15 protein-coding genes are annotated in these 23,966 nt (G+C 59.8%); 8 read left to right on the top strand and 7 right to left on the bottom strand.

The genetic code is table 11. From position 1 onward, the window contains the following. The first annotated feature begins 1,066 nt into the window (after nucleotides 1-1,066). On the top strand, nucleotides 1,067-1,414 hold the full coding sequence (locus JFU37_RS30590; protein ID WP_242485716.1) for a hypothetical protein: 348 nt from the start codon (nucleotides 1,067-1,069) through the stop codon (nucleotides 1,412-1,414). A gap of 82 nt (nucleotides 1,415-1,496) precedes the next feature. Further along, on the top strand, nucleotides 1,497-2,516 hold the full coding sequence (locus JFU37_RS04540; protein ID WP_201113392.1) for a quinone-dependent dihydroorotate dehydrogenase: 1,020 nt from the start codon (nucleotides 1,497-1,499) through the stop codon (nucleotides 2,514-2,516). A gap of 292 nt (nucleotides 2,517-2,808) precedes the next feature. Here JFU37_RS04540 and rmf read toward each other — a convergent pair whose 3' ends face one another. Next, entirely contained in the window at nucleotides 2,809-3,024 is a 216-nt protein-coding gene (rmf, locus tag JFU37_RS04535; RefSeq protein ID WP_003223300.1) for a ribosome modulation factor, read from the bottom strand. A 529-nt stretch (nucleotides 3,025-3,553) separates the two neighbouring features. Between rmf and rlmKL the strand changes: the two genes are divergently transcribed. Then, nucleotides 3,554-5,830 carry a bifunctional 23S rRNA (guanine(2069)-N(7))-methyltransferase RlmK/23S rRNA (guanine(2445)-N(2))-methyltransferase RlmL gene (gene rlmKL / locus JFU37_RS04530; protein ID WP_201113390.1) on the top strand — a complete coding sequence of 759 codons (2,277 nt, stop codon included), beginning with the start codon at nucleotides 3,554-3,556 and terminating at the stop codon, nucleotides 5,828-5,830. 222 nt (nucleotides 5,831-6,052) lie between these two features. Further along, nucleotides 6,053-8,452, top strand: a complete 2,400-nt coding sequence (locus JFU37_RS04525) for a sensor domain-containing diguanylate cyclase (protein ID WP_201113380.1) — start codon at nucleotides 6,053-6,055, stop codon at nucleotides 8,450-8,452. 111 nt (nucleotides 8,453-8,563) lie between these two features. Here the strand turns inward: JFU37_RS04525 and dacB are convergent, their stop codons facing one another. Then, a complete protein-coding gene (gene dacB, locus JFU37_RS04520) occupies nucleotides 8,564-10,024 on the bottom strand; it encodes a D-alanyl-D-alanine carboxypeptidase/D-alanyl-D-alanine endopeptidase (RefSeq protein WP_201113372.1) in 1,461 nt (486 codons plus the stop codon). 233 nt (nucleotides 10,025-10,257) lie between these two features. On the opposite strand from dacB, the gene JFU37_RS04515 reads away from it, so the two are divergent. Beyond that, on the top strand, nucleotides 10,258-10,602 hold the full coding sequence (locus JFU37_RS04515) for a YggL family protein (protein WP_007896965.1): 345 nt from the start codon (nucleotides 10,258-10,260) through the stop codon (nucleotides 10,600-10,602). A 163-nt stretch (nucleotides 10,603-10,765) separates the two neighbouring features. Here the strand turns inward: JFU37_RS04515 and JFU37_RS04510 are convergent, their stop codons facing one another. Further along, nucleotides 10,766-11,959 (bottom strand): benzoate/H(+) symporter BenE family transporter, encoded by a 1,194-nt coding sequence (locus tag JFU37_RS04510; RefSeq protein WP_201113364.1) that lies wholly within the window; start codon nucleotides 11,957-11,959, stop codon nucleotides 10,766-10,768. A 338-nt stretch (nucleotides 11,960-12,297) separates the two neighbouring features. Here JFU37_RS04510 and JFU37_RS04505 point away from each other — a divergent pair, with 338 nt between their 5' ends. Next, a complete protein-coding gene (locus tag JFU37_RS04505) occupies nucleotides 12,298-13,062 on the top strand; it encodes a GntR family transcriptional regulator (protein ID WP_084318661.1) in 765 nt (254 codons plus the stop codon). A 154-nt stretch (nucleotides 13,063-13,216) separates the two neighbouring features. Here JFU37_RS04505 and guaD read toward each other — a convergent pair whose 3' ends face one another. The 4 genes from guaD to xdhA all read right to left on the bottom strand — a co-directional run bounded on the left by guaD (nucleotide 13,217) and on the right by xdhA (nucleotide 19,413). Further along, the gene (gene guaD, locus JFU37_RS04500) at nucleotides 13,217-14,521 is read right to left on the bottom strand and encodes a guanine deaminase (RefSeq protein WP_201113362.1); all 1,305 of its coding nucleotides are present in this window, start codon (nucleotides 14,519-14,521) and stop codon (nucleotides 13,217-13,219) included. A gap of 8 nt (nucleotides 14,522-14,529) precedes the next feature. Then, nucleotides 14,530-15,372 (bottom strand): xanthine dehydrogenase accessory protein XdhC, encoded by an 843-nt coding sequence (gene xdhC, locus JFU37_RS04495; RefSeq protein ID WP_201113360.1) that lies wholly within the window; start codon nucleotides 15,370-15,372, stop codon nucleotides 14,530-14,532. 194 nt (nucleotides 15,373-15,566) lie between these two features. Further along, the gene (gene xdhB, locus JFU37_RS04490; protein ID WP_201113357.1) at nucleotides 15,567-17,966 is read right to left on the bottom strand and encodes a xanthine dehydrogenase molybdopterin binding subunit; all 2,400 of its coding nucleotides are present in this window, start codon (nucleotides 17,964-17,966) and stop codon (nucleotides 15,567-15,569) included. Continuing rightward, nucleotides 17,959-19,413 carry a xanthine dehydrogenase small subunit gene (xdhA, locus tag JFU37_RS04485; protein ID WP_201113355.1) on the bottom strand — a complete coding sequence of 485 codons (1,455 nt, stop codon included), beginning with the start codon at nucleotides 19,411-19,413 and terminating at the stop codon, nucleotides 17,959-17,961. The genes xdhB and xdhA overlap by 8 nt, the downstream gene beginning before the upstream one ends. A 267-nt stretch (nucleotides 19,414-19,680) precedes the next feature. Between xdhA and JFU37_RS04480 the strand changes: the two genes are divergently transcribed. Continuing rightward, entirely contained in the window at nucleotides 19,681-20,340 is a 660-nt protein-coding gene (locus JFU37_RS04480; protein WP_201113353.1) for a GntR family transcriptional regulator, read from the top strand. 2 nt (nucleotides 20,341-20,342) lie between these two features. After that, complete coding sequence (gene smc / locus JFU37_RS04475) at nucleotides 20,343-23,831, top strand: chromosome segregation protein SMC (protein WP_201113351.1); 3,489 nt, start codon at nucleotides 20,343-20,345, stop codon at nucleotides 23,829-23,831. The last annotated feature ends 135 nt before the right edge of the window (nucleotides 23,832-23,966 follow it).

Genomic DNA, 23,966 nt, shown 5'->3' with positions numbered 1-23,966 from the left:
TGACGACGCCATTGTCCTTCCACTCATCCCGTCGTTGGCATGAGCGCTGATGACAAAGCTGGTGCAAGGCATATGCCAGCGTGGGGCCCATCAGCTTTCCATCAGGATTCAATGCGCCGCCTCTTTCATCCTGTCGTCCATTCCAACGCCAGGTTGCATAAGGAGGCCAGTGTGCAGATCGAACCCCCAGGCAAATCGGAGCGGCGATGGCGCGAGCGGACCGCGAGGTCGCCATACAGATGGAGGAGAGTTATACGCAACTCGGCGAAACTGACCGAGTTGTGGTGGGGCGTGCCAGCGATTTTATTGAGCATGGGCAGTTACCCGAGGAATCTCTCAACTAGGATTTTTTTAATCGGGTCACGGAGTTGAATGCAGCAGATACCGAGCAAACCCGTGAAAGCCGAATGCACACCATGCTCCAGGCGGGCATGGATTGGCTTGAGGGTGCCAGAGGGCCTGGGCTCAACCTGCTGAATATCACCGGACGTACGGGGTTGATCGTTGCGTTGACGGTGGTGCTGCGCCAGGTCGTCGCTTACAACGTCGAGCACGCTCTGCGCGAAGGCGATTCAGCTGAGGCCACCCGCGCATGGGCAGTTGTCGCGATATCAATGATCGGCCCGGCGCTAACCTTGGTAGGGGCCATTCGAAATGAGTGTGACGGGACCGCTAATTTAGCGTCGCGTCTGGGGCGTGTTGGCATGGCCAGTATTACGATGGGGGCTCTGATTGCGGCGCATCTCACTGGCGCGTCTCAACGGTTACTGCCGGCGGTGGTCGGCGGGTCGATTTATACGCTGGCCAGAGGCTTGGCCAACGTCTTCATTCCATTGCATGACAACGCGAATCCCGCCACCTCCGCGACCACCGGAGTAGCGACCGCTGCCTATGGTGTGGCTCAGTTTTTACTGGCGGAGCTGGGGCAACTGGCACCGTTGAGCGGCGCGGCCCGAGCAGCTGCAGAACTGGGTTACAGTCTTGGCGCTGACGCGATCCAGGGGTTATTGAATGGCTTTGGCATTGTCGTGGACGACGTCATCTCAATTCTTTGCAGAGTTGGCACGTGCTGTCTCCAACCCCGGGGATGGACTCGATATTTTCTGACCCGGAAGCTTTGCAGCAAGTGGTTTTGGAGGTGCGCGCCGGTGTTCAGCGACCGACCCGAACACAACTGGCGGATGCGCTACTCAATATCGGGGCGTTGCGTCTCTCGGTAGGGCACGCCATCGCTTTGGTGACGGGCGCGGTAGCTTCTTTGCTGAGTAATTCCGAGATCGAAGAAGGTTATCAGGGTCATGTCATGAGCGGTTGCCTGGCCCTGATGGCGATGATTATTTACTTTCCACTGGTTTTTGGCAGTACCAAGCGCACCGATAACTTCTACACGCTGCAGGAGACTGCGGTTCCTTGAGCCAAGGCAAAGAGGTCGCCTGTCTCTGTGAACCCCGGCTATAATCGCCGCCACTTTTCGTAGCCCAGAGTCAAACCCGCCCATGTACACCCTGGCCCGTCAGCTGTTGTTCAAACTTTCCCCGGAAACCTCCCATGATCTGTCCCTGGACCTGATCGGCGCGGGCGGGCGTTTGGGCCTCAACGGCTTGCTGTGCAAGGCCCCGGCGAAAATGCCGGTGAGCGTCATGGGCCTCGACTTCCCGAACCCGGTGGGGCTGGCGGCGGGCCTGGACAAGAACGGCGCGGCCATCGACGGTTTTGCCCAACTGGGTTTTGGTTTTGTCGAAATCGGCACCATCACCCCGCGCCCGCAGCCAGGCAACCCGAAACCACGGATTTTCCGACTGCCGGAAGCCGAGGCGATCATCAACCGCATGGGTTTCAACAATCTTGGCGTCGATCACCTGCTGGCCCGCGTGGCTGCGGCCAAGTACAAGGGCGTGCTGGGCATCAACATCGGCAAGAATTTCGATACGCCGGTTGAACGTGCGGTCGACGACTACCTGATCTGCCTGGACAAGGTTTACGCCCACGCCAGTTACGTGACGGTCAACGTCAGCTCGCCGAACACCCCGGGCCTGCGCAGCCTGCAATTTGGAGATTCGTTGAAGCAGTTGCTCGCGGACCTGGCCACACGCCGGGCGGAACTGGCGCTGCGTCATGGCAAACACGTCCCGCTGGCGATCAAGATCGCACCGGACATGACCGACGAAGAAACTGCTCAGGTCGCACAAGCGCTGATCGACACCGGGATGGACGCGGTGATTGCCACCAACACCACCCTCAGCCGCGTCGGCGTCGAAGGCATGGAACACGGTGACGAGGCGGGCGGTCTGTCCGGCGCTCCGGTTCGTGACAAAAGCACCCACACCGTTAAGGTGCTGGCCTCGGAATTGGCCGGTCGTTTGCCCATCATCGCAGTGGGGGGCATCACCGAAGGCAAGCACGCGGCTGAGAAAATCGCGGCGGGTGCGAGCCTGGTGCAGCTCTATTCCGGCTTCATCTATAAAGGCCCGGCGTTGATTCGTGAGTCGGTAGACGCCATCGCAGCCCTGAGATAACCGATTCCCGCGCGCACCCGTTGAATCGCGGTGTGCGCCGTCAATGTAGGAGCTGCCGAAGGCTGCGATCTTTTGATCTTGCTTCTTGGTAATTTGTGCGTGAATTCAAAATCAAGATCAAAAGATCGCAGCCTTCGGCAGCTCCTACAGGGAATTGTGTTTCGGCGAAAAGCAGGCATAAAAAAGGGCTCCCTAAAGGAGCCCCTGGGCCGGAGCCCGCCGTCCGGATGGGACGTGCGTGGTTAATTGATTCAGTTATCAGATTGTCGTGTCGGAGTGATAAGCCCTGTAATTAGCCGACGGCGTGAAGTTCGTTGAGTCTATGGATTCCCGCAGTGCCGGTCATACCGTCCCAGTTGTCGCCGCGTCCTTCGCGCCAGCCGTTAATCCAGGCTTGGCGTACCGACGGTAGAGTAAATGGGCAAAGCTCACGGGATTTGCCACCAACGCCATATTGATATCCGCGCAAAAATGCTCTTTCCAACGGATCACGCTTAAGTCTTCTCATAGGGTGTTGCCCTCACTTGTTGACTGTATTTATCGCGTCGACCTCAATCGAGGTCTGGCAGAAAAATTCTGCCGTTGGCGGCTCGCTGCCGGCGTCGCGAGCCAAGGTGTTGGCGTCATTGCGGCGCCAACCTGTATTGAGTTCTAACCAATGCGTCACATCGAGGGAATGATCGTTTTGTCATAAGAACGTAACCATTTAGGTGGTATGGCCATAAGTAACGCGATGTTTGTCGCATATTTATTGACCAAACCCCGGTATGATCGGCCCCCCGCTGGCTGGCGGGGCTATTCCTTCAGTGGGGAGGGGCCTGTAGCGCCGGGGGACTATTCGACGAAGGGTCGAGTTGTGACATTTTGTTGCATCAACTTTTTTATCTGTCCTTGCATCTAAGCTCATTTAACCCGAGCAGCAGGGGTGGAACGGCACACCTTCGTGCCACGCGGGCGCTCTTCGAGAAAAGCGCCTGATTGAAAACCGGACCGGCAATGCGTTGCCCGTTCACTTAGCCAAAGGCTCTGAAATTCCAATGTCCGATCAATTCGAAATCTTCCTCACTTGCCCCAAAGGCCTGGAAGGCCTGCTCATCGAGGAAGCCGTCGGGCTTGGCCTTGAAGAAGCACGTGAACACACCTCTGCCGTGCGCGGCATGGCCACCATGGAAACCGCTTATCGCCTGTGCCTGTGGTCGCGTCTGGCGAACCGGGTGCTGCTGGTGCTCAAGCGTTTCCCGATGAAGGACGCCGAAGACCTGTACCACGGCGTGCTCGATATCGAGTGGCAAGACCACATGCTCAACGACGGCACCCTGGCCGTCGAGTTCAGCGGTCACGGCTCGGGCATCGACAACACCCACTTCGGCGCCTTGAAGGTCAAAGACGCGATCGTCGATAAACTGCGTACGCCGCAGGGCGACCGTCCGTCGATCGACAAACTCAACCCGGACCTGCGCATTCACCTGCGTCTGGACCGTGGCGAAGCGATTCTCTCCCTCGACCTTTCCGGCCATAGCCTGCACCAGCGCGGCTATCGCCTGCAGCAGGGCGCGGCACCGCTGAAGGAAAACCTCGCGGCGGCCATCCTGATCCGTTCCGGCTGGCCGCGTATTGCGGCCGATGGCGGCGCGCTGGCTGACCCAATGTGCGGTGTCGGTACGTTCCTCGTCGAAGCGGCAATGATCGCCGCCGATATGGCGCCGAACCTGCGTCGTGAGCAGTGGGGCTTTACCGCCTGGCTCGGCCACGTGCCGGCGCTGTGGAAAAAGCTCCATGAAGAAGCCACCGAACGCGCCGCTGCCGGCCTGGCCAAGCCACCGCTGTGGATTCGCGGTTACGAAGCGGACCCGCGCTTGATTCAACCGGGCCGCAACAACGTCGAGCGTGCCGGCCTGAGCGAATGGATCAAGATCTACCAGGGCGAAGTCGGGACATTCGAACCACGTCCGGACCAGAACCAGAAAGGCCTGGTGATCTGCAACCCGCCCTACGGCGAGCGTCTGGGCGACGAGGCGAGCCTGCTCTACCTCTACCAGAACCTCGGTGAGCGTCTGCGTCAGGCCTGTCTGAACTGGGAAGCCGCTGTCTTCACAGGCGCCCCGGACCTAGGCAAGCGCATGGGCATCCGCAGCCACAAACAGTATTCGTTCTGGAACGGTGCCTTGCCGTGCAAATTGCTGCTGATCAAGGTCACCCCGGATCAGTTCGTCACCGGCGAACGTCGCACCCCGGAACAACGTCAGGTCGAGCGTGAGCAAGCTCAAGCGGAAGTCGACGTCGTCGAGAACGATGTGGCGCCGGGCAAATACGAGAAGTACAACAAGAACGGCAACCCGATCAAACCGGCACCGGTGGTGGTCGAGCAACCGCGCTTGAGCGAAGGCGGGCAGATGTTCGCCAACCGTCTGCAAAAAAACCTCAAGGCGTTGGGCAAATGGGTCAAGCGTGAAGGCATCGACTGCTATCGCGTGTATGACGCTGACATGCCTGAATACTCCATGGCCATCGACCTGTATCACGACTGGGTCCACGTCCAGGAATATGCCGCGCCAAAATCCATCGATCCGGAAAAGGCCTCGGCACGCATGTTCGATGCCCTGGCAGCCATTCCGCAGGCGTTGAACATCGACAAGAGCCGTGTGGTGGTCAAGCGTCGCGAACGTCAGAGCGGCACCAAACAGTACGAGCGCCAGGCTGCACAGGGCAAATTCGTCGAGGTGAACGAAGGCGGCGTGAAGCTGCTGGTGAACCTCACCGACTACCTCGACACCGGGCTGTTCCTCGATCACCGGCCGATGCGCATGCGGATTCAGAAAGAGGCGGCCGGCAAACGCTTCCTCAATTTGTACTGCTACACCGCGACCGCCAGTGTTCACGCGGCCAAGGGCGGTGCGCGCAGCACCACCAGTGTCGACTTGTCGAAAACCTATCTGGACTGGGCGCGTCGCAACCTGTCGCTGAACGGTTTCTCCGACAAGAACCGTCTGGAGCAGGGCGATGTGATGGTCTGGCTCGACGCCTGCCGTGAAGAGTACGACCTGATTTTCATCGACCCGCCGACGTTCTCCAACTCCAAGCGTATGGAAGGGATCTTCGACGTGCAGCGTGACCAGGTGCAATTGATTGACTTGGCGATGGCGCGTCTGGCACCGGGTGGGGTGTTGTACTTCTCCAACAACTTCCGCAAATTCGAGCTGGAGCCAAACCTCGCCGAGCGTTACGCGGTCGAGGAAATCACCACACAGACCATCGACCCGGACTTTTCCCGCAACGGCAAAATCCACCGCGCCTGGAAAATCATGGCGCGTTGATAGTCAGATCCACTGTAGGAGCGAGCTTGCTCGCGATGATCGATAACGATAACGCGTGCTTTCTGGATGCACGCGGTGCTCTCGTGTCTATCGTCGGAACGCCGCCCGGAACAAGCTCGCTCCTACAGGCTTCTTTCAGTGCTGGTCAAATTAGTGGCTAATAGCTATAACTCAACGCATGGCCAAAGGGCTTTCCCGCACCTGGCGTTTTGAGTTGCGTTTATGTCGTTGCACGCCGTGCGCCCCAAGATCCTGGGTTTTATCAGCGAAGATGTCTCGGCCTGGCTGGTCGCGCTTTTGGTATTGCTCCTCGGCGGGATTCTCACGGGGTTGCTGACCTGGTCGACGCTGAATCTGTTTCACCATCAATTGCGGCAACGTTTCCAGCTACTGGCCAGTGAACGTTACAGCCGTATCGAAGAGCGTTTCGAAGATCAGGAACAGCGCCTCGATGGCCTGCGCCGGTTCTTTGCCAATTCCGACTCGGTGTCCCGAGAAGAATTCGACGGCTACACCCAACCTCTGTTGCACCGGACTCAGGCGTACTCATTTGCTGAGCGGGTAAGCGGTGCCGAACGCGGGGCTTTCGAACGCCGGGTGCGGGATGAGGGGTTGAGCGATTTCACCCTGCGTGAGCTCAATGCCGACGGCGAACTGCAACTGGCGACCGAGCGGGATGAGTATGTGGTGGTGCTGTATAGCCAGACACAAAGCAAACTTGGCTCGCCGCTGGGCTATGACTTGCTGGCCCAACCCCTGCGCCGGTCTACCCTTGAGCGGGCCGACCAGCATGGCGGCATGGCCGTTTCCCAACCGATGCATCTGGTCAATATCGAGCCCGCTTATGCCCGGGGTGTGCTACTCGTCGCGCCGGTCATGCTTGGCAATAATCCGGGACCGACGACGAAAAAACCGTTCGGTTACGTGATGGCGGTCATCAGCATGCGTCAATTGCTAGCCGATGGATTGCCAGAGGTGGACCGTGACTATTTGTCGGTGCGCATTCTCGATTTATCCACAGACGATCAGCACGAAGTGCTTTATCAATCCCCCAATACGCCGGCCGCCAGTGAGTTGGCTGCGACCCGGTTGCTGCGGCTGGCTGATCACGACTACCAGGTCGACATTCAGCCCAGCGAGGCATTTCTGCAAGCCAACCATTCTTCGGTGAGCAGTCTGGTGGTATTGGGCGGTTTGCTAAGTCTGTTGCTCAGTGCCTTGTTGTATGTGCTGGTCAGCCAGCGACAACGGGCGCTGAAGATGGTCGAACAGCGGACCCAGGAACTGCGCGCCCGTGAACAGGAGCTGCGCGGCACGCATGGCCAGTTGCGCGGCGTGCTGAATGCCGCGACCCAAGTGGCGATCATCGCCACCGACCTGCGTGGGGTCATCAGCACCTTCAATGCCGGAGCCGAGCAAATGCTCGGTTACGCCAGCATTGAGGTGGTGGGCCACATGACCCTGGAAAACCTGCACCTGCCCCGAGAGCTCGTCGCACGTTCGGCGGAGTTGAGCGCTCGTTATGGAAAACCGGTGCCGACGTGCCAGGCGATGCTGGTCGAGGGTGGCGAGAAGGGAGGGCACGAAGCGCGGGAGTGGACGCTGGTCCGCAGCGATGGCAGCCACCTGACGGTAAACATGCTGGCGACCCCGGTCCTCGATGAGCAAGGCCTGTGGGTCGGACACCTGGCGATCTGTATCGACATCACCGAACGCAAGCGGGTCCACGAGGCATTGGCGGCACGGGACCTGCTGTTGAAGAAACTCAGCGCCCACGTGCCTGGCGGGATCTACCAGTTCAAGATGGAGTTCGACGGTCGTTTCAGTGTGATCTACGCCAGTGATGGCATTCGCGAGATCTACGAACTCGAACCGGACGTACTGCTGTTGAATGCCGAAGCGATTTTTACCCGGATTCATCCCCAGGACTCCACCCGCGTCCGCGCCTCGATCCGGGCCTCTGCGGACACCCTCAGCCCGTGGCGTGAGGAATATCGCGTGCAGCTGCCTCAGCGAGGGCTGCGTTGGGTCCGGGGCGAGGCAACCCCGGAGGAACTGCCCGGTGGCGGTGTGCTGTGGCATGGCTACATTTCGGACATCTCCGACCTGAAGCGCGTGGAAGAAGAGTTGCGCGCACTGTCGGTCACCGACTCCCTGACCGGCATCTATAACCGCCGCTATTTCCAGGAACGGCTGACCACCGAAATGGACCGTGTCGAGCGCGGCGGTGGCGAGCTGTCGGTGATCATGCTCGATATCGACCACTTCAAACGGATCAATGACCAGCACGGTCACGCGGTGGGCGATCGGGTGCTGCAGGTCGTGTGTGAGCGCATTGGTCATCGGCTGAGGCGCACCGACGTGTTCTGTCGTCTGGGCGGCGAAGAGTTCATGGTGCTTTGCCCGGATATCGACGGCAAACACGCTCACGTCCTGGCCTTGCAACTGTGGCAAGGCTTGCGCAATTCACCGATCGACGGCGTCGGGACGGTGACCGCGAGTTTCGGGATTGCCAGTTGGCGCGTCGGCGAGGGCGCGGATGCGCTGTTGTTGCGGGCGGATTCGGGGGTGTATGAGGCGAAGCAGGCAGGACGGGATCGGGTTGAGGGGGCGTTGAATTAGGTGAATCAAAAGATCGCAGCCTCGTTTCACTCGACAGCTCCTACAGGGTTATGCGTACACCTGTAGGAGCTGTCGAGTGAAACGAGGCTGCGATCTTTTGCCGTTAAAAGCTTACAACACAGAAGCCGTGGTCGGCAGTTTTGGCTGGCGATACAGGTCCAGCAGCACCTGATCCAGCACCGAGGACGCGCCAAACGGTGCCTTATCGTTGAGGATCGCTACCACCGCCCAGGTATTGCCGTTGACGTCGCGGCTGAAGCCGGAAATCGCGCGCACGGTGTTCAGCGTGCCGGTCTTGACGTGGGCTTCACCGCGCATCGCGGTGGTTTTCAGGCGTTTGCGCATGGTGCCGTCGGTGCCGGCAATCGGCATCGAACTGATGAACTCGGCGGCGTACGGGCTGCGCCATGCGGCCTGCAACATCGCAGCCATTTCCCGCGCACTCACACGTTCGGCACGGGAAAGGCCAGAGCCGTTCTCCATCACCAGGTGCGGTGCGGTGATGCCTTTCTTCGCCAGCCACTGACGTACAACACGCTGCGCCGCTTTGGCATCGTCGGCGTCGGCGTCAGTGCGGAATTTTTGACCCAGGCTCAGGAACAGCTGCTGAGCCATGGTGTTGTTGCTGTATTTGTTGATGTCACGAATGATTTCCGCGAGGTCAGGCGAGAAAGCCCGAGCCAGGACCTTGGCGTTGCCTGGCGTCGGCGCCAGACGGTCCTTGCCCTGAATGCTGCCACCCAGTTCCTTCCAGATCGCCCGCACGGCACCCGCGGTGTAGGTCGCGTGGTCGAGCAGCGACAGGTAGGTCTGAGAGCTGCAACCGTCGCCCAACTGACCGCCAACGGTCACGGTCACGCTGCCATCGGCCTGGGTCACCGGGTTGTAGCGCACGCCACCGGTGCATTGCTTGGAGTTGATGGCTTTGACCTGGTTTTCGATGTTGATGCTGGCAATCGGCGGTTCGACCGAGATCAGCACTCGGCCATTATCGTTGCGCGCCACAAAGCGCAGGGCCTTGAGGTTGACCATCAGCGAGTCCGGCTTGACCAGGAACGGCTTGTTCTCGTCATTGCCATCATCGTTGAACTCGGGCAATTGCGGCTGTACGAAGAAACTGCGATCCAGCACGAGGTCGCCGGTGATTTGCGTCACGCCATTGGCGCGCAGGTCGCGCATCAGCAGCCAGAGTTTTTCCATGTTCAGCTTCGGATCGCCACCACCCTTGAGGTAGAGGTTGCCGTTGAGGATGCCGCCGCTCAGGGTGCCGTCGGTGTAAAACTCGGTTTTCCACTGGTGATTCGGACCGAGCATTTCCAGCGCCGCGTAAGTCGTGACCAACTTCATGGTCGAGGCCGGGTTGACCGAGACGTCAGCGTTGAACACGGTCGGGGTGCCAGGGCCGGTGAGCGGGATCATCACCAGCGACAGGGCGTTGTCCTGCAGTTTGCTGGCCTTGAGGGCTTTCTCGACATTGGGCGACAGGGCGGTATTGATGGGCTCAGCAGAGACGGAGAAGGCCAGTGGGAGCAGAAAACCGGCCAGCAACAATGGACGCAAAGATTTGATCATCTGAAATAAAACCCTACAGCCGAGGGGGAAAAAGACGAGGGCATGAAGATAAATTCCCTCAGTGGTCACGAAAGTGTCGGCATTATGCCCCAAGCTGTAGCGGCTTGTGCCGTGCCCTGGCCCTCTAATGCGCTATTTTTTACCGATGGTAGGCCCGCAAGCCCAGAGATTCGGGCAATTGGCGGCTTAAACTGCTAAAGTGCCGCCCGTTATTACTTATGAGGATTGTTCCAATGGCGACTAACCGTTCCCAGCGTCTGCGCAAAAAACTGTGCGTCGATGAATTTCAAGAGCTGGGTTTCGAACTGAACCTGGATTTCAAAGAAGATTTGGCTGATGAAGCCATTGATGCTTTCCTCGACGCGTTCCTGAAAGAAGCCATGGAAGCCAATGGTCTGGGCTATGTCGGCGGCGACGACTTCGGTCTGGTTTGCCTGCAGAAGCGTGGCTCGGTTTCCGAAGAGCAGCGTGCCGCTGTTGAAGCCTGGCTCAAAGGCCGCAGCGAACTGACCGAAGCAACCGTCAGCCCGCTGATCGACGTCTGGTACCCGGAAAAGCCGATCAATCCGGTAGCTTGATGTTCTAAAAAACGGCGGCCCAAGGGTCGCCGTTTTTTTATGCCTGCTTTTTGTAGGAGCGAGCTTGCTCGCGAAAGACGTCCAGACAACGTGTGCATTCAAGCGGCCCACGTCATTGTTAACGTTTTTCGCGAGCAAGCTCGCTCCTACAGAGGGGCGTGTTTCAAGGCACCTTGCGCCAATTCAAAATCACCAGCGTCAACACCCCCGCCACAATCCCCCAAAACGCCGACCCAATGGAAAACAGCGTCAGCCCCGACGCCGTGACCATGAACGTGATCAACGCCGCTTCACGTTCCTTCACTTCGCTCATGGCGATGTTCAAGCCATTGATGATCGAGCCGAACAACGCCAGCGCCGCAATCGACAGCACCAGTTCTTTCGGCAACGCAGCAAACAACGCCGCCAACGTCGCGCCGAACACCCCGGCGATCCCGTAGAAAATCCCGCACCATACGGCCGCCGTGTAGCGCTTGTTGCGATCCTCATGGGCGTGCGGCCCGGTGCAAATGGCTGCGCTGATGGCCGCCAGGTTGATCCCGTGGGAACCGAACGGCGCAAGCAGCAGCGAGGCGATGCCAGTGGTGGTGATCAGCGGCGAGGCCGGCACCGTGTAACCGTCGGCACGCAATACGGCAATGCCCGGCATGTTTTGCGAAGTCATCGCCACCACGAACAGCGGAATGCCGATGCTGATGGTCGCGGCCAGGGAGAAATGCGGGGTGGTCCAGATCGGCGTCGCCACTTCCAGGTGAAAGCCGCTGAAGTCCAGCAAACCCATGAGCCCCGACAGTGCGGTGCCGATCAGCAGCGCGGCGAGCACCGCATAACGCGGCGACAGGCGTTTGATCACGAGGTACGTGAAGAACATCCCCAACACCAGTCCTGTTCGGTGCTGAGCGGCAACAAAAATCTCGCTGCCGATCTTGAACAAAATCCCCGCCAGCAACGCTGCAGCCAAGGAGGCCGGAATTTTTTTCACCAGCCGTTCGAAGCTGCCGGTCAGACCACACAGGGTCACCAGCACCGCACACGTAATATAGGCGCCGATGGCTTCGCCGTAAGTCACACCGCCCAGGCTGGTGATCAGCAGCGCGGCGCCGGGGGTCGACCAGGCAATGGTGATCGGGGTGCGATAGCGCAGGGACAGGCCGATCGAACACACCGCCATGCCAATCGAAATCGCCCAGATCCACGACGAAATCTGCCCGCTGGTCAGGCCAGCCGCTTGCCCGGCCTGGAACATCAGCACCAGTGAACTGGTGTAACCGGTCATCATCGCGATGAACCCGGCCACGATGGCCGAGGGTGATGTGTCGGCCAATGGGCGCAGTTGCGTGTGCGTGGCGTCATTCATGACAGCGGTGTTCCTTGCTCAGATAAAGATGTCCGTAGCGCCGCAATACCCTGTGGGAGCGAGCCTGCTCGCGATGGAGTGTCAGATACATCGGTGTCGATTGACACACCATCGCGAGCAGGCTCGCTCCCACAGAGATCGCGGATTCTGCGTTAAAGCCTAAACTCAAAAGTAACCCGTCGTTGCAGTACAGCGGAGGCAACAAACAGCCGTACAGTCGTGTTGCCACCATCCATTGTGTACAATCGCGGTGTTTTTTACGCGATACTTGCCAGCGACCCACTGTGCCGTATTACAGTCACGGTCAATTCGCCGCAGTTCTCCCGACTCGAGTGCCCATGAACGAACAGTTGCAACCCCTAAAGAAACAGCCACGCGCAGGCAAAGCCGGCCGCAGTGGTACCCAGGACGATATTGTCTACGCGCATATCTTCGAGGCCATCCTCGAACAGCGTCTGGCGCCCGGCACCAAGTTGAGCGAAGAAGCGCTGGGGGAAATTTTCGGGGTCAGCCGCACCATCATTCGCCGCGCGTTGTCGCGTTTGGCCCATGAAGGCGTTGTGCTGCTGCGACCGAATCGTGGCGCTGTCGTCGCCAGCCCGAGCGTCGAAGAAGCCCGTCAGGTCTTCCTGGCACGGCGTCTGGTGGAGCGAGCAATCACTGAGCTGGCGGTGCAGCACGCTACCGCCGAGCAGATTGCCGAGTTGCGCCAAATGGTCAACGACGAGCGGGACAGCTTCTCCCGCGGCGATCGCGGTGCCGGCATCCGTCTGTCGGGCGAATTCCACCTGAAACTGGCCGAGGCGGCGAAGAATGCCCCGCTGATCAGCTTCCAGCGCAGCCTCGTCTCCCAGACCTCGTTGATCATCGCGCAGTACGAAAGTGGCAACCGTTCGCATTGCTCTTACGACGAGCACACGCAACTGATCGACGCGATCGAAGCACGCAACGGTGAGCTGGCGGTGAACCTGATGATGCATCACATGGATCACATCGACAGCAAACTCAACCTCGACGAAGAAAGCGCGTCGGATGATTTGCATGCGGTGTTCTCGCATTTGTTGCAGACCAAGAAGCCAGGGCGGCCGACCGCCAAACTGTAGGAGCGAGCTTGCTCGCGATGGTCGTAAACGATTACGCGGGAAGTCTGACACCCCCTGGCGTCCTCAAGCCCATCGCGAGCAAGCTCGCTCCTACAGATCATAAAAAATCCCCCGCAACCATCGATTGCGGGGGATTTTTTGTGCCTGTAAAACCTTAGCGCTGATGCACCTGATTCCCCGCCGCATACGTCTGCAACACCGTCCGGTCATCCCCCAGCGTCATCAATACAAACAACGTCTCGGCAATGTTTTTCGCCTGCTTCAAGCGATAGCTCAGCAGCGGCGTGGCGTTGTAGTCGAGCACCAGGAAATCGGCGTCGGTGCCCGGTTGCAGGGTGCCGATCTTGTCTTCCAGTCGCAGTGCCCGTGCGCCGCCGAGGGTGGCCAGGTACAACGATTTGAACGGGCTCAGTCGCGCACCTTGAAGTTGCATGACCTTGTACGCTTCATTCAGCGTTTGCAGGAGCGAGAAACTGGTGCCGCCGCCAACGTCAGTGCCCAAACCGACGTTCAACTTGTGCTTCTCGGCCATCGGCAGGTTGAACAAACCGCTGCCGAGGAAGAAGTTAGAGGTCGGGCAGAAGGCAATCGCCGAACCGGTTTCTGCAAGGCGCGCGCATTCGTCATCGCACAGGTGCACGCCGTGGGCGAACACTGAGCGCTCGCCCAGCAGTTGGTAGTGGTCATAGACGTCCAGATAGCCTTTACGCTCCGGGAACAGCGCCTTGACCCACTCGACTTCCTTGAGGTTTTCGCTGATGTGGGTCTGCATGTACAGATCCGGGAATTCGCTGAGCAACTGGCCGGCGAGGGTCAGTTGTTCCGGGGTGCTGGTCGGGGCGAAGCGCGGGGTGACGGCGTAGTGCAGCCGACCTTTGCCGTGCCAGCGTTCGATCAGCGCCTTGCTTTCCACGTAGCTGGATTCGGCGGTATCGGTCAGGTAGTCCGGCGCGTTGCGGTCCATCATCACCTTGCCGGCGATCATCCGCAGGTCCAGCTGTTCGGCGGCTTCGAAGAATGAATTCACCGATTGCGGGTGCACGCTGCCGAACACCAGCGCGGTGGTGGTGCCATTGCGCAGCAGTTCCTTGATGAAAATGTCGGCGACTTCGTCGGCGTGAGCCTTGTCGGCGAACTGGCTTTCGCACGGGAAGGTGTAGGTGTTGAGCCAGTCCAGCAGTTGCTCGCCATAAGCACCGACCATGCCGGTTTGCGGCAAGTGGATATGCGTGTCGATGAAGCCAGGCGTAATCAGTGCGTCTTGATAATGAGTGATGTCGATATCGGCGGGCAGGGTCGGCAGCAATTCGCTGGCATGGCCCAGTGCGCTGATCTGGCCGTTATCAATGACCAGCAAGCCGTCCTCGAAATACTCATAAGAGGCTTCGATGCCCACTTCGGCTGGGTCGGCGATGCTGTGCAGGATAGCGGCGCGGTAGGCTTTGCGAGTCTGAGGCATGAGCGTTCTCAATGGGAGGCTTGGCTGCGACGTGAAGCAGGCAGCAGTTTGGCAATCGATCCGGCGCTGGCAGTGTGCTGGCCGAAATTGGCGTTATAGGTGGCGATGATTTCGCCGGCGATGGAGATGGCGATTTCCACAGGCAACTTGCCTTTGACTTCGCCGAGGCCCATCGGGCAGCGCATGCGTTGCAGCACGCTGCTGTCAAAACCGCGGTCGCGCAGGCGATGTTCGAACTTCACCCGTTTGGTCTTCGAACCGATCAGGCCGAAGTAAGCAAAGTCGTTGCGCTTGAGAATCGCGGCGGTGAGTTCAAGGTCGAGCTGGTGGTTGTGGGTCATGACAATGCAGTAGCTGCCGGCGGGCAGGTCATCAATTTCGTCCACCGGTTCTTCGGCGACAATTTTGCGCACGCCGTGGGGGATCTGTTCCGGGAACTCGTCTTCCCGCGAGTCGATCCAGCGCACCCGGCAAGGCAGGCTGGCGAGCAGCGGCACCAGGGCCCGACCGACGTGGCCGGCGCCGAACACGGCAATTTGCGCCTGGACCTGGCCCATTGGTTCGAACAGCAACACGGTCGCACCGCCGCAGCACTGGCCCAGACTGGCACCCAGGCTGAAGCGCTCCAGATGCGTGTCCTGCTTACCGCTGGCAAGCATCTCCCGGCCAATCTGCATGGCCTTGTATTCCAGATGCCCGCCACCAATGGTGTCGAACGTCTGGTTAGCGCTGATGACCATCTTCGAGCCGGCATTGCGCGGCGTCGAGCCGAGCTCTTCGATGATGGTCACCAACACGCAGGGTTCACCCCGGGATTGCAGGTCGGCGAGGGCGTCGATCCAGTTGTACATATCCACCTCGACATCGTTGTTGTCTGTTCGGGCCTCTTCGCGAGCAGGCTCGCTCCCACAGGGGAATGCGATCACTGTGAGAGCAAGCCCATCCCCAGAAGGGACCGCAATCAATTGTGGGAGCAAGCCCATTCCCACAAGGCAATGCGATCAACTGTGGGAGCGAGCCTGCTCGCGATGGCCGCGCCTCGGTCTTAAAGCGAAGCCAACTCCGGCTCAGCCTCGGCGGCTTTCGCCACCTTCAACTGCCGCATCTGTTCACAGCCCCACAACACCCGCTCCGGGGTCGCCGGTGCGTCGATTTTCGGTTGATGCTTGTAGTCACCCAAACTCGCCACGGCATCCTTGATCGCACACCACGAGGCGATGCCGAGCATGAACGGCGGTTCACCCACGGCCTTGGAGTGGAACACCGTGTCTTCCGGGTTCTTGCGGTTTTCCACCAGCTTCACCCGCAGGTCCAAAGGCATGTCCGCCACGGCCGGGATCTTGTAGCTCGCCGGGCCGTTGGTCATCAGTTTGCCTTTGTTGTTCCACACCAGTTCTTCCATGGTCAGCCAGCCCATGCCCTGAATGAAACCACCCTCGACCTGGCCTATGTCGATCGCCGGGTTCAGCGAGTCGCCGACGTCGTGGAGGATGTCAGTACGCAGCATCTTGTACTCGCCGGTCAGGGTGTCGACGATCACTTCGCAGCACGCCGCGCCAAAGGCGTAGTAGTAGAACGGCCGGCCACGGGCCTGGCTGCGGTCGTAGAAAATTTTCGGGGTTTTGTAGAACCCGGTGCTCGACAGCGACACCTGAGCAAAATACGCCTGCTGGATCAGCGCTTCGAACGTCAGGATGTGATCGCGAACGCGCACGTGGCCATTGTGGAACTCGACGTCTTCTTCGCTGACCTTGTACTGCCGCGCGGCGAACTCGACCAGGCGTTTCTTGATGATCTCTGCAGCGTTCTGCGCCGCTTTGCCGTTCAGGTCGGCACCGCTGGAAGCCGCAGTCGGCGAGGTGTTCGGCACCTTGTCGGTGTTGGTCGCGGTGATCTGCACACGGTCCATTTCCACCTGGAACACTTCGGCCACCACCTGAGCAACCTTGGTGTTCAACCCCTGGCCCATCTCGGTGCCGCCATGGTTCAGGTGAATGCTGCCGTCGGTGTAAATGTGGATCAGCGCACCGGCCTGGTTGAGGAAGCTGGCGGTGAAGGAGATACCGAATTTCACCGGGGTCAACGCCAGGCCTTTTTTCAGGATCGGACTGTTGGCGTTGTAGCGACGGATCGCTTCACGGCGCTCGGCGTACTGGCTGCTTTCTTCCAGCTCAGCGGTCATTTCCTCGAGCATGTTGTGCTCGACGGTCTGGTAATAATGGGTGACGTTGCGCTCGGTCTTGCCATAGTAGTTGGCCTTGCGCACCGCCAGCGGATCAAGGGCCAGATGACGGGCAATCGCGTCCATCACTTCCTCGATGGCGACCATGCCTTGCGGGCCGCCGAAACCCCGATAAGCGGTGTTCGACGCGGTGTTGGTCTTGCAGCGATGACCGTTGATGGTCGCGTCGCCCAGGTAGTACGAGTTGTCGGCGTGGAACATCGCACGGTCGACAATCGAGGCCGACAAGTCCGGCGAGCAACCGCAGTTCCCGGCCAGTTCCAGGGCGATACCGTGCAAGCGGCCGGTGCTGTCGAAGCCCACGTCATACTCGACGTAGAACGGGTGACGCTTGCCGGTCATCAGCATGTCTTCGACCCGTGGCAGGCGCATTTTGGTCGGCTGGCCGGTCAGGTGCGCGATGACGGCGCAGAGGCACGCCGGGCTCGCGGCCTGGGTTTCCTTACCGCCAAAACCACCGCCCATGCGGCGCATGTCGACGACGATTTTGTTCATCGACACGTCCAGCACTTCCGCCACCAGTTTCTGCACTTCGGTGGGGTTTTGCGTCGAGCAGTAGACGATCATCCCGCCATCTTCCGTCGGCATCACCGAAGAGATTTGGGTTTCGAGGTAGAAGTGTTCCTGGCCGCCAATGTGCAGCGTGCCCTGAATGCGATGTTCAGCCGTTGCCAACGCATTGGCCGAATCCCCCCGCTGGTGTGTGTGACTGTCGAGCACGAAGTGGCGTTTGCGCAGGGCTTCGACGACGTCCAGTACCGGTTCCAGATCTTCGTATTCAATGATCGCGGCCATTGCGGCCTGGCGCGCGGTTTCCAGGTCTTTCGCCGCGACTGCGAGCACCACCTGACCGACGAATTGCACATCGTCGATGGCCAGCAGCGGGTCGCCCGGCATCAGTGGGCCGATGTCTTTCAAACCCGGAACGTCTTTGTGGGTGATGGCGATGCGCACCCCGTCGAAGGCGTAACACGGCTGGGTGTCGATGCTGATTATTTTCGCGTGGGCGCGGTCCGACAGTCGGGCATAAACATGCAGCTGATTCGGAAATTCCAGGCGATCGTCGATGTACTGCGCTTCGCCGGACACATGCTTGGCGGCGCTGTCGTGCTTGACGCTGCGGCCGACACCGGTGGTCAGGTCCTTGGCGAACAGTTCAGCCAGTTCGGCCTGGGTCTTCTCTACGGCGTGATGATTAGACATAAGCGGTCACCCGAGTTTCGATGTGCGGCGTTTGCAGTTCGATGAAGTATTTGCGCAGCAGGTTCTGCGCGCTGAGCAGGCGATATTCCTTGCTGGCGCGAAAGTCCGAGAGCGGCGTGAAATCTTCGGCCAGTGCGGCACAGGCGCGTTCGACGGTGGCGTTGTTCCACTGGGCGCCGAGCAGGACGGCTTCGCAACTCTTGGCGCGTTTTGGTGTGGCCGCCATGCCGCCGAAGGCGACGCGGGCGTCCGCAATCACGCCGTTGTCGATGCGCAGGTTGAACGCCGCGCAGACGGCGGAAATATCATCGTCCAGACGCTTGGACACCTTGTAGGCGCGGAACAGTTGTTCGGCACTGGCACGGGGCACGATGATCTTCTCGATGAACTCGCTTTCCTGACGCGCGGTCACCCGGTAATCGATGAAGTAATCCTCGAGCGCCATCGTGCGCCGGGTTTCACCTTTGCACAGGACGATCTGTGCGCCCAATGCAATCAATAGCGGTGGCGAGTCGCCGATGGGCGAGGCGTTGCCGATGTTGCCGCCGAGGGTGCCCTGGTTACGGATTTGCAAGGAAGCAAAGCGTTGCAGCAGTTCGCCAAAGTCCGGGTACTCGGTTTTCAAAGCCTCATAGCAATCGGAGAGGGCGGTGGCGGCGCCGATTTCCAGTCGATCGTCGAAGCGCTCGATGCGCTTCATTTCAGCGACGTTGCCGACGTAAATCATCACCGGCAGCGTGCGGTGGAATTGCGTGACTTCCAGCGCCAGATCGGTGCCGCCAGCCAGCAGGCGGGCCTGTGGATAAGCGTCGTAGAGGTCGGCCAGATCGGCCACCGTCAGCGGCACCAGGCAGCGCTTGTCACCGCTGTTGAGTTCGCCGATATCGGAGGGGGCAATGGCTTTCAGGCGGGCGATGGTGTCGGCTTCACGGGCATCAAACTGGTCCGGCTGCTGGCCGCAGCAGGATTGCTCGGCGGCGGCGAGGATGGGTCGATAGCCGGTGCAGCGGCAGAGGTTGCCGGCCAGCGCTTCGTGGGCTTTATGCAGGTCCGGTTGATCGCTGTTCTTTTGCAGCGCGAACAGCGACATGACGAAGCCGGGGGTGCAGAAGCCGCACTGCGAGCCGTGGCACTCGACCATGGCTTTTTGCACGCTGTGCAGCTCGCCGTTGTGCTTGAGGTCTTCGACGCTGATCAGTTGTTTGCCGTGCAGTGACGAAACGAACGTCAGGCACGAGTTGAGGCTGCGATAGCGAATGTGTTCGCGGCCATCCTCATCCGTTTGCAACTCGCCGACCACCACCGTGCAGGCGCCGCAGTCACCGCTGGCGCAGCCTTCTTTGGTGCCGGATTTGCCCACATGGTCGCGCAGATAATTGAGCACGGTCAGGTTTGGGTCCAGGGCGTGCTCGCTACGGAGTTCCTGGTTTAGTAAAAACTGGATCACGGAAGGCCTCGCAGACTCATTATTGTTGTTAACCGCTTTGAACCGAATTTATCAGGTCTGACTTTTCGGTCAATGATTTTCTGACTTAAAGGTCAGGAAATCGTGTTTTGGCGATCAACAGTACGTTTCATCAGTATTGACCCTCGCGGGATAGCCTGCTTTTTTGCTTGAATCGTGCCAAAAACCGCCGAGTGGGCACTCGGCCATGGCGTATCAATTGCGCTACACTGCGCCGCTTGTGCAAATCGAAGAGTTTGAAGGACAACCATGACGTTCAAGGCGCCGGACAGCCTCGCCGAGCAAATCGCTCACCACCTCGCCGAACGCATCATTCGCGGCGAAATGAAGCCCGGGGAGCGCATCCAGGAACAGAAGGTCACGCTGGCCCTTAATGTCAGTCGCGGTTCGGTCCGTGAGGCCTTGCTGATTCTCGAGCGCCGTCACTTGATCGCGATCCTGCCGCGACGCGGTGCCCATGTGACCGAACTCACCGCCCACAAGGTCCAGAGCCTGTGCAAACTCATGAGCGAGCTCTATATCTTGCTCGGTAACGCCGTGGCCACGGGCTGGCAAGTCCAGCCTGACCTGGCGCCGTTCGTGCAGATTCAGCAGCGCCTGAGCGCCAGCTACGAGCGCCAGGATATCCGGACCTTCGTCGACGACAGCTTCAACGTGATGCGCGCCGCCTATCCGTTCGCCAACAACCCTTACTTGCAGGAAACCGTCGAGAATCTGCAGCCCGCCATGAGCCGCGCGTATTTTCTCGCCCTGGACCAGCGCAAGGCCTCGATGAGCGAGTTCCTGGCGCTGTTCGAACGCTTGCTCGCCGCCGTGATAGCCCGTGACTTTCCGCAGATTCGCGAGGTGCTGACGGCTTACACCCAGCGCAGTTGCGATCTGGTGGTTTCCGCCCTGACGGGCGCTTAAGCGTGCGGCTCAAGTGCATCAAACTGGCGGGGTTCAAATCCTTCGTCGACCCGACCACGGTGAACTTCCCCAGTAACATGGCGGCAGTGGTCGGGCCCAATGGTTGCGGCAAGTCGAACATCATCGACGCCGTCCGGTGGGTGATGGGCGAGAGCTCGGCCAAGAACTTGCGCGGCGAGTCGATGACCGACGTCATCTTCAACGGCTCCACCAGCCGCAAACCGGTGAGCCAGGCAAGTATCGAGCTGGTGTTCGATAACTCCGACGGCACCCTGCTCGGCGAATACGCCGCCTATGCGGAAATTTCCATTCGCCGCAAAGTGACCCGCGACAGTCAGACCACTTACTACCTCAACGGCACCAAATGCCGCCGCCGCGACATCACCGACATCTTCCTTGGCACCGGCCTCGGCCCGCGCAGCTACTCAATCATCGAGCAGGGGATGATCTCCAAGCTGATCGAGTCCAAGCCCGAAGACCTGCGCAACTTCATCGAAGAAGCGGCCGGCATCTCCAAGTACAAGGAGCGCCGGCGCGAGACCGAGAACCGCATCCGCCGCACTCACGAAAACCTGGCCCGCCTGACCGACTTGCGCGAAGAGCTTGAGCGTCAGCTCGAACGCTTGCACCGCCAGGCCGAAGCCGCCAAGAAGTATCAGGAATTCAAAGGCGAAGAGCGTCAGCTCAAGGCCCAGCTGTCGGCCTTGCGTTGGCAGGCGTTGAACGAGCAGGTGGGCCAGCGTGAAGCGATCATCGGCACTCAGGAAATCACCTTCGAAGCGCTGGTCGCCGAGCAGCGCAACGCAGACGCGAGCATCGAACGCTTCCGTGACGGGCATCACGACCTCTCGGAACGCTTCAATCTGGTGCAAGGACGCTTCTATTCGGTCGGCGGCGACATCGCCCGGGTCGAGCAGAGCATTCAGCACGGTCAACAGCGTCTGCGTCAATTGCAGGACGATTTGAAGGAAGCCGAGCGCGCGCGACTGGAAACCGAGTCTCACCTGGGCCATGACCGCACCTTGCTGCTGACCCTCGGCGAAGAGCTCGACCAGCTCACGCCGGAACAGGAAGTCACCAGTGCCGCTGCCGAAGAAGCCGCCGCGGCGCTGGAAGAATCTGAAACCACCATGCACGGCTGGCAGGAGCAGTGGGACACGTTCAACCTCACCGCCGCCGAACCTCGACGTCAATCCGAGGTTCAACAGTCACGGATCCAGCAGCTGGAAACCAGCATGGAGCGTTTGGCTGATCGCCAGAAGCGCCTTGGCGAAGAGCGCGACTTGCTCTCGGCGGATCCGGAAGACGCGGCGATCATGGAACTCAGCGAACAGCTGGCGGCCAGCGAAGCGACGCTCGAAGATTTACAGGCCAGCGAAGAAGCGCAGGTTGAACGCCTGGAGCAACTGCGCCAGGAATTGCAATTGGCCCTGCAAAATCAGCAACAGGCTCAGGGCGATTTGCAGCGCCTCAACGGTCGACTCGCATCGCTTGAAGCCCTGCAGCAGGCCGCGCTCGATCCGGGCACCGGCACCGCGCAATGGCTGCGCGAACAGCATCTGGCGGATCGCCCGCGTCTGGCGGAAGGCCTGAAGGTTGAAGCGGGTTGGGAGCTGGCGGTGGAAACCGTGCTCGGCGCCGATCTGCAAGCGGTGCTGGTGGACGATTTCGGTGGCTTCGATCTGGCCGGGTTTACCCAAGGCGATCTGCGATTGCTGAGCCCAGCCAGTGATGGCGTGCGTATGCCGGGCAGCTTGCTCGATAAAGTTGAAGCGCCAATCGATCTGTCGCCGTGGCTGGGCCAGGTTAAACCGGTCGACAGCCTTGAGCAGGCCTTGGTCCTGCGCGGCCAACTGACTGTCGGCCAAAGCCTGATCAGCCGCGACGGTTACTGGGTCGGGCGCCATTTTTTGCGTGTGCGTCGGGCCAGCGAAGCGGAAAGCGGTGTGCTGGCCCGTGGTCAGGAAATCCAGCGTCTGGGCCTGGAGCGTGAAGAGCGCGAAGCCACGGTCGAAACGCTGGAAACTACGTTGCAAAACCTGCGGGCGCAGCAGCGTCAGCAGGAAAACGGTCGCGAGCATTTGCGTCGCTTGCTGCAGGATGAAGCCCGTCAGCAAGGTGAATTAAAAGCTCAACTGTCCGCCGGCAAAGCCAAGGCTGAACAATTGACGCTGCGCCGCACGCGCCTCGACGAAGAGCTCACCGAGTTGGGCGAGCAGCGCGCGTTGGAGCACGAACAGATCGGCGAAGCGCGCCTGCAATTGCAGGAAGCGCTGGATGCCATGGCGCTGGACACCGAGCAGCGAGAGTTGCTGCTGGCTCAGCGCGACAGCCTTCGCGAGCGACTTGATCGCGTGCGTCAGGAAGCCCGGCAACACAAGGATCACGCGCATCAATTGGCGGTACGCCTGGGTTCACTCAAGGCGCAGCACGATTCGACGCGTCAGGCGCTGGAACGGCTGGAGATGCAGTCCGAGCGGCTGACCGAAAAGCGGGAACAGCTCAGCCTCAATCTGGAAGAGGGCGAGGCACCGCTGGAAGAGCTGCGCCTCAAACTTGAAGAGTTGCTCGACAAGCGCATGACCGTCGACGAAGAACTCAAGGCTGCGCAGATCGCCCTGGAAGATGCCGACCGCGAACTGCGCGATGCCGAGAAGCGCCGCAATCAGGCCGAACAGCAATCCCAACTGATCCGCAGCCAGCTCGAACACCAGCGCATGGAATGGCAAGCCCTGACCGTGCGCCGCAAGACCCTCGAAGATCAATTGCTCGAAGACGGCTACGACCTTCACGGCGTGCTCGCCACGCTGACGGCCGAGGCGAACGAGAAGGACGCCGAGGAAGAGCTCGAACGCATTGCCGCTCGGATTCAGCGCCTCGGTGCGATCAACCTGGCGGCCATCGACGAATACCAGCAACAATCCGAGCGTAAACGTTATCTGGATGCACAAAACGACGATTTGGTGGAAGCGCTGGACACGCTCGAAAACGTGATTCGCAAGATCGACAAGGAAACGCGAAACCGCTTCAAAGATACCTTTGATCAGATCAATGCCGGTTTACAGGCACTTTTCCCAAAAGTTTTCGGTGGTGGCAGCGCGTATTTGGAACTGACGGGCGAAGATCTACTCGATACAGGGGTGACGATCATGGCGCGGCCGCCAGGAAAGAAGAACAGCACCATCCATTTGCTCTCCGGTGGCGAAAAAGCCCTGACAGCATTGGCCCTGGTTTTTGCCATCTTCAAGTTGAATCCGGCGCCGTTCTGCATGCTCGATGAAGTTGACGCGCCACTGGATGACGCTAACGTTGGACGCTACGCACGGCTGGTCAAAGAGATGTCGCAGACGGTGCAGTTCATCTATATCACCCACAACAAGATCGCCATGGAAATGGCCGATCAACTGATGGGGGTGACGATGCACGAACCGGGTTGCTCGCGACTGGTGGCAGTGGATGTCGAGGAGGCGATGGCGATGGTTGAGGCCTGAGGTGCGGCCTTGTAGGACAATGTAGAGCACGTATTCGCGTGGGGTTTGGCGAATTACCGGTCTCTACTTGCTGGCCAATCGACATATTCGCTCAAGCCATTGTGACTGACGGTGTAAAGTTGCCTTTGGTCGTGC

The organism is Pseudomonas sp. TH41, from assembly GCF_016650695.1.
Classification (GTDB): Bacteria; Pseudomonadota; Gammaproteobacteria; order Pseudomonadales; family Pseudomonadaceae; genus Aquipseudomonas.
The sequence above is the reverse complement of the archived record's forward strand: the minus strand, read 5'-3'. Positions and strand labels throughout refer to the sequence as shown.

Coding starts and splice junctions, on each gene's coding strand:
- guaD (WP_201113362.1), bottom strand. CDS start 14,521: ATGCCTCAGACTCGCAAAGCCTACCGCGCCGCTATCCTGCACAGCATC.
- JFU37_RS04525 (WP_201113380.1), top strand. CDS start 6,053: ATGTCGTTGCACGCCGTGCGCCCCAAGATCCTGGGTTTTATCAGCGAA.
- xdhB (WP_201113357.1), bottom strand. CDS start 17,966: ATGTCTAATCATCACGCCGTAGAGAAGACCCAGGCCGAACTGGCTGAA.
- JFU37_RS04515 (WP_007896965.1), top strand. CDS start 10,258: ATGGCGACTAACCGTTCCCAGCGTCTGCGCAAAAAACTGTGCGTCGAT.
- JFU37_RS04540 (WP_201113392.1), top strand. CDS start 1,497: ATGTACACCCTGGCCCGTCAGCTGTTGTTCAAACTTTCCCCGGAAACC.
- dacB (WP_201113372.1), bottom strand. CDS start 10,024: ATGATCAAATCTTTGCGTCCATTGTTGCTGGCCGGTTTTCTGCTCCCA.
- JFU37_RS04480 (WP_201113353.1), top strand. CDS start 19,681: ATGACGTTCAAGGCGCCGGACAGCCTCGCCGAGCAAATCGCTCACCAC.
- rlmKL (WP_201113390.1), top strand. CDS start 3,554: ATGTCCGATCAATTCGAAATCTTCCTCACTTGCCCCAAAGGCCTGGAA.
- xdhC (WP_201113360.1), bottom strand. CDS start 15,372: ATGTACAACTGGATCGACGCCCTCGCCGACCTGCAATCCCGGGGTGAA.
- JFU37_RS04510 (WP_201113364.1), bottom strand. CDS start 11,959: ATGAATGACGCCACGCACACGCAACTGCGCCCATTGGCCGACACATCA.
- rmf (WP_003223300.1), bottom strand. CDS start 3,024: ATGAGAAGACTTAAGCGTGATCCGTTGGAAAGAGCATTTTTGCGCGGA.
- JFU37_RS04505 (WP_084318661.1), top strand. CDS start 12,298: ATGAACGAACAGTTGCAACCCCTAAAGAAACAGCCACGCGCAGGCAAA.